Source organism: Chloroherpetonaceae bacterium (assembly GCA_025056565.1).
Lineage (GTDB): Bacteria > Bacteroidota > Chlorobiia > Chlorobiales > Thermochlorobacteraceae > Thermochlorobacter.
The window spans coordinates 58106-75816 of sequence record JANWWA010000013.1; the positions used below are offsets into that span (position 1 = coordinate 58106).

9 protein-coding genes are annotated in these 17711 nt (G+C 51.2%); 5 read left to right on the forward strand and 4 right to left on the reverse strand.

The annotated features are described in order from the left end of the window. Positions 1 to 18 precede the first annotated feature (18 nt). On the reverse strand, positions 19 to 3300 hold the full coding sequence (locus NZM05_10265) for a carboxypeptidase regulatory-like domain-containing protein (GenBank protein ID MCS7013998.1): 3282 nt from the start codon (positions 3298 to 3300) through the stop codon (positions 19 to 21). A 180-nt stretch (positions 3301 to 3480) separates the two neighbouring features. Further along, entirely contained in the window at positions 3481 to 3876 is a 396-nt protein-coding gene (folB, locus tag NZM05_10270; protein MCS7013999.1) for a dihydroneopterin aldolase, read from the reverse strand. Between the two features lie 208 nt (positions 3877 to 4084). Between folB and NZM05_10275 the strand changes: the two genes are divergently transcribed. Together NZM05_10275 and sprA are read left to right on the forward strand one after the other, a co-directional pair. Next, positions 4085 to 4819 (forward strand): tetratricopeptide repeat protein, encoded by a 735-nt coding sequence (locus tag NZM05_10275; GenBank protein MCS7014000.1) that lies wholly within the window; start codon positions 4085 to 4087, stop codon positions 4817 to 4819. Between the two features lie 288 nt (positions 4820 to 5107). After that, positions 5108 to 12346, forward strand: a complete 7239-nt coding sequence (sprA, locus tag NZM05_10280; protein MCS7014001.1) for a cell surface protein SprA — start codon at positions 5108 to 5110, stop codon at positions 12344 to 12346. A 126-nt stretch (positions 12347 to 12472) separates the two neighbouring features. On the opposite strand, the gene NZM05_10285 is transcribed toward sprA, so the two are convergent. Both NZM05_10285 and xerD read right to left on the reverse strand, forming a co-directional pair. Further along, entirely contained in the window at positions 12473 to 13639 is a 1167-nt protein-coding gene (locus tag NZM05_10285; protein MCS7014002.1) for a hypothetical protein, read from the reverse strand. Between the two features lies 1 nt (position 13640). Further along, positions 13641 to 14573, reverse strand: coding sequence for a site-specific tyrosine recombinase XerD (gene xerD / locus NZM05_10290; GenBank protein MCS7014003.1), 933 nt, complete (start codon positions 14571 to 14573; stop codon positions 13641 to 13643). Between the two features lie 126 nt (positions 14574 to 14699). On the opposite strand from xerD, the gene NZM05_10295 reads away from it, so the two are divergent. The 3 genes from NZM05_10295 to NZM05_10305 all read left to right on the forward strand — a co-directional run bounded on the left by NZM05_10295 (position 14700) and on the right by NZM05_10305 (position 17540). Further along, positions 14700 to 15071 carry a 2Fe-2S iron-sulfur cluster-binding protein gene (locus NZM05_10295; GenBank protein ID MCS7014004.1) on the forward strand — a complete coding sequence of 124 codons (372 nt, stop codon included), beginning with the start codon at positions 14700 to 14702 and terminating at the stop codon, positions 15069 to 15071. Between the two features lie 20 nt (positions 15072 to 15091). Beyond that, complete coding sequence (locus NZM05_10300) at positions 15092 to 16444, forward strand: MFS transporter (protein ID MCS7014005.1); 1353 nt, start codon at positions 15092 to 15094, stop codon at positions 16442 to 16444. Between the two features lie 133 nt (positions 16445 to 16577). Further along, the gene (locus tag NZM05_10305) at positions 16578 to 17540 is read left to right on the forward strand and encodes a 4-hydroxy-3-methylbut-2-enyl diphosphate reductase (GenBank protein ID MCS7014006.1); all 963 of its coding nucleotides are present in this window, start codon (positions 16578 to 16580) and stop codon (positions 17538 to 17540) included. The last annotated feature ends 171 nt before the right edge of the window (positions 17541 to 17711 follow it).

A 17711-nucleotide genomic window follows, 5' to 3' on the forward strand; every position in this document is an offset into this window, starting at 1 on the left:
TACTCTCTTTCAGGCTTTTTAGTTGAAAGTGTAGCGAATGCTAAACTGTGCTGACCAGAGGTCACTGATGCTGGCTGTGCGGGTGAAAGACTCGCGCAGCAGTTCAGGACCAGTGGGCGTATTCACGAACCGCATTCTATACACTGGCACGCCATCTGGATCTACTCTCACGAAGTTAAGTGGGAAAGGCTCCACACGCTGCCAGCCGACCCCCCATTCGCTGTTGAGCAAGTTACCCACATTGAAGATGTCTAGACGCAGCTGCAGATTGTTGCGCTTACCTGCAACTTCAAGATAGAAGTCCTGAATGATGTTGAGGTCTGCGCGGAAGACCCATGGGAAAAGTGCACCATTGCGTTCCGCGTACTGGCCGCGGCGGGTCCTTAGGTACTCGTCTTGGTCGATAAAGGCATCAAACGCGCGCTGCTGCTCTTCTACCGTGAAGGTGCGTCCTGCTTGTGTGAATTGCTCAAAGCGCAAGTCACTTGCACGGTTTGGCACGAAGATAAGGTCGTTGCCGACAACCCCATCTTGGTTCATATCACCGCTGTAGACATAGCTGAAGCGACCTTGTGGTGCCCCTGACCAGAAGAGTGAGATCGTTGTTGCTCCAAAACCGTAGTCAAAGCGGTAGCTGCCGCTTGCAATGACGCGGTGTGGCACCGCAGCCGATGAAAAGCCCAGCTCAGGCTTATTCGGATTGTCTGCCACAGGATTGCCTGTCCAAGAGCCTAACGCAATAGAACCCGGATTGTTGTTGTTGCGTGCATCGGTGTAGGTATAGGCAAGAAGGGCGAACCAGTTATCGCCAAATGCCTTTTGCAACTGTGCTGTGAGCGACAGAGCATAGTCCTCGCCCGAGTTTTGCAGCACCACATTGCTGGTTACATTCGCATTCAAGCGGTTGGCATTTCCAGCCGTGCCATCATAGCGCAAGCGTTGGTCAGGACCAGAGAAGCGGCGCGTTGCAGGACGCAGGTTAGCATTGATGTAAGAAATGCCCGCAAGTGTCTTGGTGTAAATGCCATCAAAGGTTGCCACAATACCCAGCGGCAGTTGGTAGTCAATCCCGAGATTGGTGCGCCACACTTGCGGGAAGCGGAAATTCGGGTCAGTGGTTGCCAGCTCAATTGAAGTCGGCAGTTGTGGGTTTGCTGGGCGATACGCATTTGGGTCGGGGTTAAATGGGCGATTGCGCGTGTTGTTCAGTTCTTCAAAACCTGTTAGCACGCCGTTGTTACCCACTTGGTTGGAAATCCACACGAAGGCTGGCTGCCCAGTAAAGATGCCCGTTCCACCACGTACTTGCAAGCTGTTGTCTTCCAATACATTCCAGTTGAAGCCCAAGCGTGGCGAAAAGAGCGGTGTTGCACGTGGCAAGCGTTCTGTGCGCGATTCAATGCGGTTTCCATCGCCATCACGGAACTCCAGCGTGGGCACGAGTGGATTCTCGTATGCGGTATTTTCAAAGAAGGGGATATCGACCCGCACACCTGCCGTGATGCGCAGATTGTTCAGCACCTGCCACTCATCTTGCACATAAATGCCCGGATTCCAAGCACGCGTGGGTTGCACAGGTTCAGCGCCGCCGGGCAGTGCCGAATAGCGATATTGGAAGCGACGCAGCGTAACAGGTGAGGTCGTGCGGTTCGGGTTACGCAGGTAATCATTTGCGTCGGTGTACCAATCCGCCAGCGAGTTATACACATACACGCTCTGCGAGCCAGGGAAGAACACATTGCGGAAGCTGTAATAGACTAAGTTCAAACCTGCCGTAATCGTATGCGCGCCAGCGTAGTAGCTGAAGTTATCTTGAAATTGCCAAGTGGTATAGCTTAGCTGGTTGTTGGGCGTAAATGGTTCAAAGCCGAATGAGATAAGCGTCGTCCCACCCTCCTGAATTTCTACAAGCGGGAAGAGCGTACCGCGAGAGCCGCGGTCTTCATTCTGGTACGTAAAGCCCGCGATGATTTGGTTGGAAAACTTACCGCCAAAAGTGGAGTTCAGCTCTGCAATAACGGACTGGATGCGGTCAAATTGAATGTAGTTGGAGTTCTGGTAACTTAGCGCATTGGTGCCTACGCGGTTACCAAAGCCCAGCGATGCGCTATTGCTGATATTCACATCTTGACGAGCGTCCAGCGCATTGTATCGAAGGCTGAGCTTATTGTTTTCATCAATGTTGTAGTTGAGCTTCAGCAGCCAATTGAGCGAGCTGGGCCGTTGCTGTGTGTAGTCTTGGAACGGTCCTGTTTCATAGCGGAAATTTTCGCGCAGGAATCGGCTAAGCGAGTCCATCTGCCCGAAGGTTGGGCGCGAGATATTGCCGCCTTGCACTTCACCGGGCTGCCTTGGACGCAGCGTAAAGGGCGTCGAGTTTTGTTCGGTTTCTACAGCTGCAAAGAAGAAGAGCTTGTCTTGAATGATGGGCCCGCTGAAGCGAAATCCGCCCTGCAGGTTGCTAAAATCGTTGGTTGCGCCCGAGACATCGACGCCTGCAGCTTTTCTGCCTAGCAGGGTTTGGTTACGCAGGTTGAAAAAGGCTGAGCCTTGAAATTCATTGTTGCCGCTGCGCGTAACAAGGTTAATACCTGCTCCGACAAACAGTCCTTGCCGCACATCGTAAGGTGCAAGCGACACTGCAACTTCTTCAACCGCCTCTAAGCTAATTGGCGCTACATTTGCGCGGCCGCCTGGCAGATCTGCCAAACCAAAACTATTGTTTAGGTAGGAGCCATCAACGGTGATGTTATTCAGGCGTCCGTCTTGACCCGCAAACGAGTTTCCGTTGGCTTGGGGCGTCAGACGCGTAAAGTCCGTAAAGTTGCGACGAATGGTCGGTAGCGTGGTAATCGCTTCCTTCGGCACACTGGTTACTGCACCTGTGCGGTCTGGGCTAATTGCCGCACTGCGTGCCGCAGTTACGGTTACTTCTTGTGTGGTCGCGGCTTCTTCAGCCAGCTTCACGCTTATATTGCCTGCAGAGCCCAAGCTCAGGTAGACATCTTCTACGGTCTGCGACTTATAGCCGACATAGCTCACTACGATTCGGTATGGACCGCCTACTCGCATACCCGGAATCGTGTAGCGCCCATCGGCTTGCGTAATTGCGCCGTAGCGTGTGCCCGATGGCAAGTGAGTCGCCACCACTGTTGCTCCTACCAGCGGTTCGCCTTTCGTATCCGTAACAAGCCCGATAATCGACGAGGTCGTTACACCTTGTGCCCATACACTACTCTGGAGCAACATGAATATTATGAGCGTCGCTAATGAAAGCGCAGTCAGGTATCTTGGCTTCATTATTACAAAGAATTTGGTTGCGAAGAAGTTAAGACGAGATAAAGTCGGCGCAAATTTAGTTCAGCAAACGCAAAATTTGCATTAAAGAAGTGTTGCGCTTGTGTTAAATTTCTGTTAAGTCTGTGCAGTGCAGCAAACAAAACAGTGGCAGTCGCCCTGAAAGTGATGAAAATCACCCAACTATGTGCTGTCTGGCTTTGCGCGTGCAGTAAAGTAATCCGCTTCGGCAAAATCGCAGACGCCCCCTACAGGCGGGTTGCGTTTTCGCACTCTGATATGCACGGCTTCCAAAATAGGGAAATCCTCCATCAGCTCATCGGCAATTTTTTTAGCGACTGCTTCAATAAGGTAGAATTTTCGTGAGGTAATGACGCGAGAGATTTTTGCATAGACTTGCTCGTAGTCTACTGTTTTTTTCAGGGAGTCTGTTTGCCCTGCGGCTGAAAAATCAAAGTATAGCTCTGCGTCCACTTCGTATCGCGCACCAACTTTATGTTCTGCTTTGCCGACCCCGTGATAGGCATAAAAAATTGCATTGGAGAGCCGGACGCAACTGCGTGCGTAGTTTGAACCCATACTTTGCAAGCGGCATTGTGTGTTTAGCACAAATATAGGGAGACCTATTCGGCTGCAGCGATGCTTTGCATAAGCAGGCGGTTACACAAAACTCATACAATTTCACTTATTTTGCTTGACAAAGATGCACCGCATTTTGCTATGCAAGAAGTGTGTGTTTTAGGCAGCCGTAGTGAGCACATTATCTTTGACCATTAAACTCTGCACTATGAGCCTTTTGGCTTCACTTATTTTGCACACTACGCTCCTGCAGTCCATTGCAGCTGGCGACGCCGCATTTCTTAAAATTGATTACCCCAGCGCTATCTCGATTTATGAATCGCTCTTAGAAAAATCGCCTGATAATGCGGAACTGCTTTGGCGGCTGGCACGTGTTTATGTATGCCAAGGTGATGTGGTCTCTTTTTCCGAGAAGGAAAACTTTTACCGTAAGGCAGAGCATTATGCACGGCGTGCGATTCGTGCCGACCCCAACAAGGGCGAGGCTTATACATGGCTGGCGGCTGCCTTAGGCAACCTTGCGATGTATTACGGCGGCGGTGCAAAGGTGCAACTTGCCACCGAAATCAAGCAAGCCTTAGATAAGGCGATTGCACTGAATCCCAGAGACGATGTGGCTTACTCAATCCTTGGTTCATTTTATCGCTCACTTGCCAGCGTAGGTTGGTTTGAGCGGCAAGTTGCCAACGTTTTTCTTGGCGGTTTGCCTGAGGGAGGTTTCGCCGAAGCGGAAAAGGCTTTAAAAAAGGCGATTGAGCTATCTCCCAAAACAATGCGCCACTACTTTGAATTGGGCTTGCTATATTTGGACCACAACCGCTTAAAAGAAGCACAAGCGGCGCTCGAGCAAGCACAGCAGCAACCTATCTTGGTTGCCAGCGACCGCCAGCGCCTTATACAAATCAAAAAGATGCTGGAACACATCAATGCGCAACTGCGCTAATGTTCACATACCCACAACCAAATGGCATTAGCATGCAACACTGAGACCGCATTTTGACCAACACTGGTGCAAGTGCTTCACCAAGCTGTCTTAAGAGGAGACTCTACGCTTTTCTGTCGGGTGGCTGAACTGCCTGATAAGCCTGAGTGCACAAGGCTCGCAGGAGCGCTCAGCAGCTGTTCAGTTTGCTCCACTGCTCCTTCATTGAAGGAGGATGGGCGGGTCGTTTTGGCTTTTCGGTGCAAGCACGATGCACATAACTAAAACTTTTGGCGAACATACGCACCAATGAAGCAATACCTTGTCAGAGATATTGCTTACTGGGTTGTTTGTGCAGTGCGCCGGCTAGTTGGGCGCATACTGCAGGGTGGGTTAGCCGTGCTTGCGTGTGCTTTGCCACTCACCAATGCACTTGCCTTTCACAGCTGTGCAGCGGCGCTGTTGGTGCTTTGGCTACCCAGCCTTTTTGCTTCATCGGAGCGCCACTCTGCGGCGAGCGCCCCAGCTATGCCTCCCAAGACGGCGACCGCGCTACCCATCGATGCTGTCTCTTTGCCCGATACGAATGCGGAGCGGTTGGTGCTTGACACGACTGCTCTGCCCGCCAGCTTGCGCATGCACGTGCCTGATAGCCTTCAGCAAAGTCCGACTTTTGCTTCATCCACCGATTCGCTCTTTGCTCTGCCCTTTGACTCGACGGCGCGCCTTGAGCAATTTCGCTATCAGCGCCGCGACTTGCCCTCACCTTCGCTTTCAGAGCCGTTTGTTTCTCCACTTTTTTTGCCGCAAAGTGCTATCAAGCGCGAGGTTAGTTTGGATTCGTTAGGAGAGACCATCACCATTTCTGAGACGGTCGGGGGCTATCCCGTGAAGCCTGTGCTGCGTGTGCCGTTTGAGCTTTACAAGAAACTGCGCTTTGAAGCAGCGCTCAAACAAAACTTTCGAGAAATTTCGGGACGGCAGTTTAAGCTACAATCTCAAGATGCATTCTCCGAAGTCATTGGCAAAATCACCAAGCTGCAGATTTTAGTGCCTGGTGGCGAAAGTTCCTTTTTTGCCACGCTCTTCGGTCCTCCGACGGTGAGTTTGCAGGTTGCAGGCAATATCGACATTCGTGCTGGCGTAGAGCTTGAAGATAGCAAAGACCCTCAGCGCCTGGCGATTGGCGCAGGACGACGCGCCGACCCACGCTTTGACCAGCAAGTGCAGATGAACCTCTCTGGAATGATTGGCGACAAGCTTAACATCGCCGCCGACTGGAATACGCAGCGTCCGTTTGAGTTTGAAAACCAGCTAAAGTTAGGCTATCGTGGTTACGAAGATGACATTGTGCAATCCATTGAAGCAGGGAACGTCGCCCTTACACTTCCAACTTCGCTAATTGGCAGCAGCCAGGCCCTGTTTGGCATTAAAGCTAAGGCACAACTGGCAGGGCTTGGGCTAACGGCTGTCGCATCACAGCAACGTGGGCGCTCCGATGCCCTCAGCATCACTGGTGGCGCACAAGAAACCACTATTAATTTGCAAGCGTGGGAGTATGACGCCTTGCGACACTTTTTCATCAGTAACTTCTATGCCACAAATTGGGACCGTGCATTCTCGACGCAACTTCCACAAATCAATGTGCCACAAGATGCTGAGGGTCGCCAGCTGGGTCGCGTAGAGGTTTGGCGACTTCCCGAGCAAGGTGCACAGCAATTTCCAGAACGGCGCACAGCTGTTGCCCTCTTTAACTACGGCGACGAACCCTACGACCCACGCAAACTTGACGATGGCGTCGGTTTTGCCTTTCCACGACCACGCTTTTACGACGTGCCTGAATCGCAAAGCAATGCGGTGCTCGAGCGCTTCCGCAACGCCGATACGCTGGAGACCATTCCGCTTTCGCAAGGTGTGGTCGGCGATTTTGTCTTGCTTAAAGAAAATGAAGACTACACAATTGACCGCCGACTGGGATACATTACGTTTCGCAGTCCTGTCAATGATGGTGATGCAATTGCAGTAGCATATCAATTTACGCGTCAAGGGGCACCGCCCATTCAAATAGGCGATTTTTCTAACGACCCGCCTCGTCGCCGACTGATCTTAAAGCTCATCAAGCCCGCTCAGCTTACCAGCAGCAATCCCGGCGCATGGCTACTGATGCTTAAAAACATTTACAGCCTTCGTGCACAAAACCTTTCGCCTGAAAATTTTAGCCTGAAAATTCTTTACTCTGTGCCTGGCAATATCCCACCTGAGCAAGAAAATTTGCCTGTGCCGGGCAGCGGTTTTCTTATCTCGCTTCTGGGACTGGACCGCTTTAACCCTAACAATTTACCACAATCTGACCAACTTTTTGACTTTATTCCGGGTCTTACAATTGACCCGCAGCGCGGGCTGATTATTTTCCCGTATTTGCGTCCGTTCGAGAAGCAAATTCGCGAGGAACTTCGTCGGCTTGGGCGCATTGATGCAGCAGGGAATTTCATCAATCCTGCCGACAGCAACTTCATTTACCGTGAAATTTACTTTGAGCAGCAGCGCCCCACAGCAAGTGATGCAGGCACAAAGAACCGCTACATTATTCGTGCAAAGTTTAGCGGCGGCATTCAAAATCCTTTGCAGATTGGCTTCAATGTAGCGCAGGGCAGCGTGCGTGTCTCAAGTAACGGTCGTCCGCTCACTGAAGGCGCAGACTACACAGTTGACTACCAACTGGGGCAAGTGCAAATCCTGCGTCCTGAATTGCTTTCGCCAGGCGCTAACCTGCGCATTGACTATGAGCGCAACGATATCATCTTGCTGGCTGCGCGTACTATTTTGGGCACGCGAGCCGAGTATGTCCTTAGCGACAACTTCAAGCTGGGCGGCACGTTTTTGCAGTATGCGGAGCGTCCACTTGCCGACAAAGTTCGCGTGGGCGATGAGCCGATTTTCAATCGCATCTACGGCTTTGATGTGCAGCTCAAGTCCGAGATGCCTTGGCTGACGAAACTTATTGACGATTTGCCACTCCTTAGCACGCGTGAGCCATCGGAACTTACGCTCAATGCAGAGTTTGCGCAGGTCTTGCCCGGCACACCGTCCGAACTGCAAACCCCGCTTGACCCTGATGGCGTGAGCTTCATTGACGATTTTGAAGGTTCACGGCAAAACTTAACATTAGGCCTAGAGAGCAATCTCTGGACGCTGGCTTCGCCACCTGCTGAAGTGGAGAATCCCTCACTGCTCCAAGATTCGCTTCGGAACGGTCAGCGTGCATATCTCTCGTGGTATCGCTTGCCGCAAGGCGATCCGCGCAATGTGCCTACAGCGGTCATTTTCCCCAACCGACGCGCCGCACGTGAGGAAATTCAACAGCGACCATTTTACTTGGAGTATTTTCCACGCCAGCGTGGGCAGTATAACTTTTCGCTTGATTTTCTGCGTCAAGCCCAAACCCGCCGTCCCGATGGGGCTTGGGCTGGCATTATGCGTGCCTTTCCGCAATTTGTGCGCAATGTTCAAGACGCAAATGTTGAGTTCATTGAGTTTTGGTTCAACTATGAACCTCTGGTTACAGGTGCTGGCAATGATGTCGGCACCCTGCACTTGGACTTAGGCGTCATCAGCGAAGATGTTATTCCCAACGCTCGCCTCAACACTGAAGACGGTATGCCCATCTCTTCTGACCCCAACGGTCAGAACAACAATCCGAATGATATTGGCACAGATAGCTATGGGCGGTTTCTTATCAACACAAGCCCTGCACGTGTCAATGGCGTCATCAACACCGGCGACTTGGGCACCGAAGATGTTGGCTTAGATGGCATTCCAGATGAATTGGAGCGGCAATTTCACCGCGCCTTTATCGAGGGCGCCAGAGACATCTTAGGCGCAAACAGTCCAGCTTTTCAACGTTTGCAAGCCGACCCTGCTTCTGACAACTTTTTCGGCGCCGACATTCGTGTGCTTGACCGTGTCGCAAACCCCGAAGGCAACAGCAGTGGACAGGGTGCGCTGGTTGGCGCAAAAATTTTGCCTGACACTGAAGACCTCAACGGCAATCAAACTACTGACCGACAGAATAGTTTTTATCGCTACAGCATTCCGATTAACCCCGCAGAATTGCGTCAAGGGCGCGGTCAATTCATTGTCGGTGGTGGTGAGCGCAATGGCGGTTGGGTGCAATTTCGCATTCCGCTGAATGGCTTTACCAAAAAGGTCGGAGCGATTGCAGACTTTCGCAACATTGCGTTTGCACGCGTGTGGGTTGACGGGTTCAGTCAGCCTGCGCGTCTGGGCTTTGCCACCTTTGATTTTGTCGGTTCGCAGTGGCGCCGATTAGACTCGCTTTCTGCGGTTGCTTCAATTAATGTGGAAGAGAACAGCACGGTCTATGCTATTCCGCCCGGCGCACAGCGCGCCCGTAATCTCCAGCGCCCTGACCAAAACATCTTAGCCAATGAGCAGTCACTGGTCATTATCGGGCGCAACATTCGTCGCAATGAGCTACGTGGCGCATTTCGCAATTTTGCCTTAGGCGGACAAGGCAGCGGCTTTAACTTGAACCCATACCGCCGGCTGCGTGCGTTTTTGCATGCTGACGCGCGCGGCATTCAATACAACCCTAATGACCCGCTCGACCCCAACAACACTCAGGCGGTCATTCGCTTCGGTGATGACGTGGAGCAGAACTACTACGAGTATCGAATTCCAATAAAGCCTTCACCGCCTGTACTGGTGCCCGAGCTTAACTCACCCGACTATGAGCGCGTGGCGCGCCTTGTCTGGCCTCAGGAAAATGAACTGGATATTGACCTGCAAGCTTTGGCTGCGCTCAAGCTGCGGCAGCGCGATACGCTTCGGCAGATCACAGAGCGCTTGCCAAATGGTCATGAAATTGTCATTCAAGGCAATCCAACGTTGGGGAATGTGCGCTTTTTCCTCGTTGGCATTCGGAATCCTTCGTCACACACGATTGACTCTGCTACTATTTGGATTAATGAGCTGCGCGTTTCAGGCTACAACCAAGATGCAGGCTGGGCTATCCGAGCCAATGCAACGTTGAAACTTGCCGACGTGGCTTCGCTGAGTGCTGCTTTCTCACGCCGCACAGCCGATTTTCACCCGATTGATGTGCGGCTCAATCAACTGGCTGCGCAAAACAGTACATTTGATTGGGCATTGAGTGGCACGCTGAATTTGCACAAAGCGCTTCCTGCCGAAGCAGGGTGGTCGTTGCCTGTGTCATTTTCTCGCTCAGAACAATTTTCTGAGCCAAAGTTTCAGCCCGGACAGTTTGATATTCAGCTTCAAGCTGCAATTGACCGTGCGGTGGCAGATACGCTTGCAAAAGGCGCTACGCAAGAGCAAGCTGCAGCGTTTGGCGAAGAGCTGCGTCGGCGCGCTCAAGCCTTCACTACCAGTGCACAGTTTAGCCTTCCACGCATTCAGAAAAGTCGGCCTTCTGACTTTTGGCTCGCACGCCTCACCATTGACCGCCTTGCCTTTGGCTATAACTCTACCTACACGAACTCCCGCTCGCCAGTGCAAGACTTCAACACCACTTGGTCGTGGTCTGCCAACTTGGAGTATAGTTTGCCAATTTCTGCTGAGGGCAATTTCTACATTGAGCCGTTGCGCTTTCTGGAAAAAGTGCCGCTTCTGGATACTTACAAGGACTGGCGGTTTTACTACTTACCGCAAAGCATCACAATGTCGCTATCGCTGCAGCGCTCGCGCTCACAATTTCAAAATCGTGGGCAATTGCCTTCTATTCCCAACACCATTTTCATTGCTACGCGCACACTTGGCATTGACTACAGCAAAATCACAGAAACGTTTGGTATGCGATACGCTTCCAGTATAGGCTCTAACCTCTTTAGCACCGTCTTCAACCTTGCGGATACCACAGAGCGCAGCGAGTCAGAAATCTGGCAACGCATCGGACAAGATCTGGCTCGCTTCACGCTGGGGCGCGACCAGAGTTACACACAGAACATTTCCTTCGATTGGCGACCAAAACTGCCTGCTTGGTTTGACTGGCTCAATCTTTCTTTTAACTACACGGCGCAATACCTCTGGCAAAATCCGCAGCCCGATGCGATTCAATCGCTGGGCAACACCACGTCCGCAACGGGCAACCTCAATATCAATGCCGCCTTGAACCTACGCAGCCTTCTTTCAAAGTTTGGCAGCTTGCGGCGCACAGGAGGGTTTTATCACGCTTCACCCTTGCCCGATGTGTCAGCAGATTCTTTGGCGCAAGATTCGGCAGGAATTTCGCTGAGCAACTTGATAGCAGGCTTAGGTAGCGCACTGAGTCTTTTTACCAACTTCGACCAAATTTCAATTCGCTACTCACACACCAGCAATGTGCGCAACACAGGTGTAGCGGGCGGCGCTGGCTTTTTCAATTTCTTTCCATTCAATCTTTTGCAGCGTGCCGATGTCCCTCCCCCTTCATTAGCCTACCAGCTCGGGCTAAGCACAGACCCCGGCAGGCGCCTGCAGCTTCAACCGATTGGCAACGCCGTGCTCACGTTCCCTGATGCCCTTACGAATGCCACCACTATCTCTGTTCAAACGACGTGGAGTCCACTTGAAAATGTCCGCGTGGATTTGTCGTTCCAAACTAACTGGACGGATAACCAGAACCGCATTACGAACAGTGCAACGCTTGCGCTCACGCAGGATGATTTTTCTGGCTCGCAAACCCTTTCGTTCGTCTCGCTTTTTCGTGACCTTAACAGCTTCGTCAGTCAAATTCCTCGCGATTCTTTGGGTGGGTTCACTGGCGAGAATGCGGCTCTATCCAGAGCCTTCCAAAGTGGCTTTGAAACCTTCTCTCTCGGACGCAGCATAGGCAGCATTTTTGGGCTCAATGAGCTTGCCATCTCTCGCTTTCCTTTGCCAAACTGGCGCGTGAGCTGGACAGGGCTTGAAAACTTCTTTCTCTTCAGAGACCTCTTTTCAGCCGTTGCGTTGGAGCATAGCTACAACTCAGTGCTCAACACCAACTTTAATCAACCGACTGGCAACCCGCGTCAGGTGCTCAATGCTACGATTAATGAGCAACTTTCGCCTTTGATTGGGCTAAGTGTGCAGTGGAAGTTTGGAATGTCAACTGCGATTTCCTACGGGTTTTCGCGCACGCTGAGCTTGCTTTTGGCTAACAACACGCTCGACCAAACCACCAGTGCCTCACTCTCTATCACGATGAGTTTTCAGCGTCAGGGTCTAAAAATTCCGCTGGAATTCTGGCCTTTTAATGGCGCAGTGCTGGAAAATACACTTGACCTTAGTTTTAATCTCACGCTCGCCGATGAAGAGCGTCAGCAAATTACATTCCCTGCTGGCGCACGTGAGCCAAGGCTTAACCAAGGTGTGGGCACAGTGCGCTTTAACTTTGAGCCACGCATTGGCTACGCCCTTAGCTCGCGTGTCAATGCCAGCTTTTTCTGGCGATATTCTCGCATCACACCCAAAGCCAGCGGCGGACAAATTTTTGAATCTGTCCGACAAGATATTGGCTTTAACTTCCGCATTGGCATTGGTAATTAAGGCATGCTTTCCAGTAGGCTGTGCCGACCTTCGGGCATTGCGTTCCAGCTAAGGGCGCAATGGCACGCTCTCTCTTCTTCAAAAGCCAAGAGTTCGGAGTGAGATACTTGACGACAGTTCTGCACTTTATCGATTTACCTCTCGCACCAGCTTGCCGTTCTTGTCGTAGAAGCGCTGCTGCGAAAGTCGACCACGGTCAAAGATGCGTTCCTCTTTTAGGACTTCACGATTGCGCTCATCAACTGCCAGCGTCGTTTCCTTAATGCGATTACCCAACCTGTCGTATTCGGTGCGAATGATTGTGGTGGTCTGTCCTTTTTCGTTGATGAGGCGCCGTTCAACTGGACGACCGTATTCATTGTATCGCTCATCAATGATAGGGCGCTCGAGTGCATCGTAGCGCACTTCACGAATGCGCGCGCCTGCAGCGTTGTATTCTGTTTTCGTAACTGCTACGCCATAGGAGTCTTCACTCAGCTCATTTCTTGCATTGAAGAAGCGTTGCTCGATTAAGTTACCTTGAGCATCGTATTTGTAGCGGCGGGTATATCGAAGCTGGTCATATTCATCATAGTCTGCGGTTTCTACCACGCGCCCATTTGCGTCGTATTTGAATGTTTGCTTTTCGAGCAACTTTCCATCGTTGCCATAAACAGCGTGCTGCACACGGCGCCCGTTTTCATAGACAAATTCATTGCGTCGTAGCAGTTTCATTGCAGCGTCGTAGTAGGCGTGAGATGTCAAGTTTCCCACTTCATCATAAGTAAATCGCTGTAGGGCAAAATCGGCTGAGTTGTTTTGCAAGTTGCCTTTAGCATCGCGCTCTGCGCGTTCAATTAGGCGACCTTTGTCGTCATACTTTAAGGTCACTTTTGCGCGCAGCTTGCCATCGCTGCCGATACTTTGTTCCTCTACGAGTTGATTGCGCTTGTCATAGAGATACCTCACGAGCGCTGTGCGCGTGCGACTTGCGTTAAAGGTATGTCTTTCCAGCAGGCGATGTTGCGCGTCGTAGCGAAATTGAATTTCGGCTGCGCCCAATGTGCTAAAGCCATCGGACAGCTTGCCACGCTCGAGATACGCCACACTAAGCAGGCGCTTGCCCTCTGCATCATAAACAAAGCGATAGCATTCATCTAACTCCAGTGCCTCTTTTTCGGATACGGCAAAACGTCCCACGAACAGTTTTTCATCGTCGCGCATTGCAGAGCGGTAGTAGTGTGTAGATTGCGCTATTGCATCGCTCAGCGCAAAGCTTAGTGCTAGCACGGCAAGTCCTATGCAGCGTATCATCTTAGCCTCTTGGGTGAAAGGTCTTGTGAACTTCTTTCAAAAATGCACGATCAAGATGTGTGTAAATTTGTGTGGCTTTAATGCTTTTATGCCCAAGCATTTCTTGCACGGCGCGTAAATCTGCCCCGCCCTCGAGCAGGTGTGTTGCAAAGCTGTGGCGCAAGGTATGCGGTGAAATCGGTTTTGTAATCCCTGCGACGGCTGCATTTTCCCGCACAATATTGTAAATCGTCATCCGTGTCAGTGCTCGCCCACGATGATTGAGAAACAGTGCGTCCTGAGACAACCTATTTACCAACTTAATGCGGCACGTGGTGCGATACTTTTCTACCCACTCTATTGCTGAGCGACCGACAGGCACAAGCCGCTCTTTTGCCCCTTTGCCGAAGACGCGAATAAAGCCCATCTCGAAGTAGAGATGCTGCTGCCTCAGTGCAGCGGTTTCACTGACGCGCAATCCACATGCATACATTAGCTCCAAGATAGCTTTGTCGCGCACAGGATATTTTGGCATAGGGTGCACCGCAGGATTACGCTGCAGGGGCGCTTCCAGCAAGCGAAACACTTCTTCTTGCGTGAGAACCGTTGGCAAGTAACGCGTTGCTTTGGGCGGCGTAAGCTCTTCAGCCACATTTTCCGACAACACTTTCTCAGATACCAAAAATCGATGCAGGCTACGAATCGCTGAAATGTTGCGTGCAATTGAAGTGGTCTCCAAGCCCAATTCACTTAGCAGCGCCACAAAATCGCGCAGGTCTTTTAGTGACACGTCTTGCAATGAGGCGCAGCGCTCTGCCACGAAAGTAAGATAGCGTGAAAGGTCGTGCTGATAAGCGGCCTTCGTGTTCGGTGAAAGATTTCGCTCCAACCTGAGGTAGTGCAAAAAATCTCGCAAGTGTTCAGCAAACGGCGATGGCAGCGGTAGACTAGCCATTGCAAACAGTGCAAAATGCAATATACACCAAATTCTGCACTTACTTGCAGAGCGTAAAAAATCGGTTGTATCGACCACAGACTTGCTCTAACTTAGAGTGGTTCAACCAAATGAGGAGACCACAAAATGCTCAGACTATTTGCAGGCTCGCAGTCGCGTAATGCGACGCACGAGTCCGATACCGTAGAGGTCGTCGTTGATGGTCGCTCAGGGAAAGTGCTCTATGGCACCTCACTTTTGTTTGGCGCTTGGTCTGCTGGTGTGATGCTTACTTCTGCTTGCTATGGGCATGCGCTTTGTGCAGGGTGCCTGGTTGCAGTCGAGAGCGGCAACGAAAATCTCTCATCAATGAAAAAGACAGAGCGAGAGGCTATTCGAGCACATGGCTATCCTGAACGCGATGAGCATGGGCATATTCTGCGGCTGGCTTGCCAGACACGTGTATTTGGCAAGGTGGTCGTGCATTCGTATCCGCCCAGAGGCAATAGCGTAGTGTAGTCACAACTCGTGCATCGTGCATGGCTCTCACTCAAGCCGATACCTTACACTCGTCAGCCGATGACCCACGAGAGGTCTTTGGCTGGGCAATGTATGACTGGGCAAATAGCGCATTTAGCGCAACAGTCGTTACCGTTTTTCTTGGACCGTATCTGACCAGTGTCGCCAAAGCTGCTGCGGACTCGGATGGTTTCCTCTACCTACTTGGCATTCCACTTAAATACGATTCCTTTTTTGCATACTGCACAGCGGTTTCTGTTATCTTGCAAGTGCTTGTGCTCCCTGTGTTAGGTGCAATTGCTGATTACTCGCACCGGCGGAAGTTTTTTTTGCAGCTCTTCTGTGCAGTTGGTGCTATTGCGACGATGCTGCTTTTTTTCCTCCGCACAGGGCTTCACTGGCTTGGCGCAGGACTTTACATCGTGGCCAATTTTGCTTTTGGCGCAAGCATTGTGTTTTACAACGCTTACCTGCCTGACATTGCCAGTCCTGCTCAGCGCGACCAAGTCTCTGCCTACGGATGGGGTCTTGGTTATTTGGGCGGTGGTGTGCTTTTGCTGCTCAACTTGCTGCTTTTCACATTCCGAGATGCACTGGGACTTTCTACGGATTGGGCAGTTCGCTTATCACTTGCTTCTGCTGGTCTCTGGTGGCTAGCATTTGCGCAACTTTCATTTGTGCGTCTCCGCTCTCGCTACGCTCAGGTTGCTTTGCCCAGCGGCGAGACCTACCTAAGTATTGCACTGCGGCAACTTCGCCAGATGCTGCGCAAAGTGCGCTCCTTGCCCGACACGCTCACCTTTCTCATGGCCTATCTTTTCTACAACGATGGCGTGCAAACCGTCATTGCGCTGGCATCGGTATTCGGTGCAGAGGAACTGAAGCTCGACACATCTACCCTCATACAGGTAATCTTGATGGTGCAATTTGTGGCGTTCTTAGGCGCTTTGGCATTTGGTCGCTTGGCACGCTGGATTGGCGCAAAGGCTGCAATTGTCCTCACACTCATCGTGTGGAGTTTGGTTACTGTGTATGCATACCAATTTTTACATACCGCCACGCAGTTCTGGCTGATGGCCGTTGTCGTCGCACTGGTGATGGGGGGCTCACAAGCCCTCAGTCGTAGCCTTTTTTCGCAGATGATTCCAAAAGGACAGGAGGCGGAGTTTTTCGCCTTCTACGAAATTTCAGAGCGCGGCACCTCTTGGATTGGCTTTGTGCTTTTTGGGCTTGCTAACCAGCTTGCAGGCAGCTTGCGTGTCGGTATTCTTTCGCTCATTGCACTGTTCAGCATCGGCCTTTTGATACTGCTGTTCGTAAATGTGTCGCGTGGCGCTCAGCGTGCCAACCCTGCACCCATCCAAGTTGGCTGAATTCTTATCGATTCTTACTGGCTCTATGCCAGCGCAGCAGGATTCTATGATGCGTTTCGTGTAGCAAATTCCCTTTTTCTTTTCGTAAATTGAATTAACTGTTACCTAAAGTTTGGATAAACACATTTCCACTATGCGCGTTACGGTTGATTCCCAATCAGGATTTTGTTTTGGTGTGCAGTTCGCTATTGAGATGGCGGAGAGCGAATTGCAAGAGACAGGTCATCTTTACTCGCTTGGGGATATTGTTCACAACGCAGCAGAGGTCAAGCGATTAAATGAGATGGGTTTAGAGACCATTACCAGAGAAGAGTTCTTCAAACTCCGCAATACGCGAGTGCTGATTCGTGCGCATGGTGAGCCACCCGAAACCTATCGATTCGCTCTCGAGAATAACATTGAGCTGATTGATGCGTCTTGTCCTGTGGTGCTAAAGTTGCAGCGGCGGGCGCGTGAGTTCTACGAAAAGGGCTACCAGATTATCATCTACGGTAAGAAAGACCACGCTGAGGTGATTGGTGTTAATGGTCAGTGCAATAACGAAGCAATTGTTATTAAGCACGCTGACCTGAGCGATGAATCTGAACTCTCACAGATTGACTTTAGCCGGAAAACTGTGCTCCTTTCGCAAACCACGCAAGACACCAAAGGTTTTTACCAGCTCCGTGACAACTTGCTTCAGCGCTTTGCAGCTAAAGGACAAGCCGAAAATTTTGATGTAGATTCCACTAATGCAGAGGCAGCTGAGTTTCTTGCAAAGGATACCATTTGTCGCCAAGTCTCCAATCGTGATGAGAAACTTAGCAAATTTGCTAAGCAGCATGAGGTGATTATCTTCGTTGCAGGTCGCAAAAGCTCAAATGGGAAGGTGCTCTTCGGTGTCTGCAAGGAAGCTAATCCTCGCACTTACTTTGTAGAGTATGAAAGCGAGCTGCAACCCGAGTGGTTCCGCCGTGAGGATGGTTCCCTTGTCGAAAGCGTTGGTGTTTGCGGTGCCACCTCTACGCCGATGTGGCAAATGGAACTGGTTGCCGATGTCATTCGCAAGAAATTTGCACCAGAGTCTGCAGCAGTCGGGAGCTGCAAGGCATGTTGAGCGTCAAATGCGCTGGTTATGAATTGCTTCACCTCTGACCTTCGTCCTTTGAACGCAGAAAGGGGCCGTTACCTACATTGGAGTTAGCCGCGTAACTGAAAAAATTAGGGCTGCGTGTCCTACTACAAAGCCGCTTCGCTCAAGCGGCATTTGTTCTTGGCTGCTAATCTT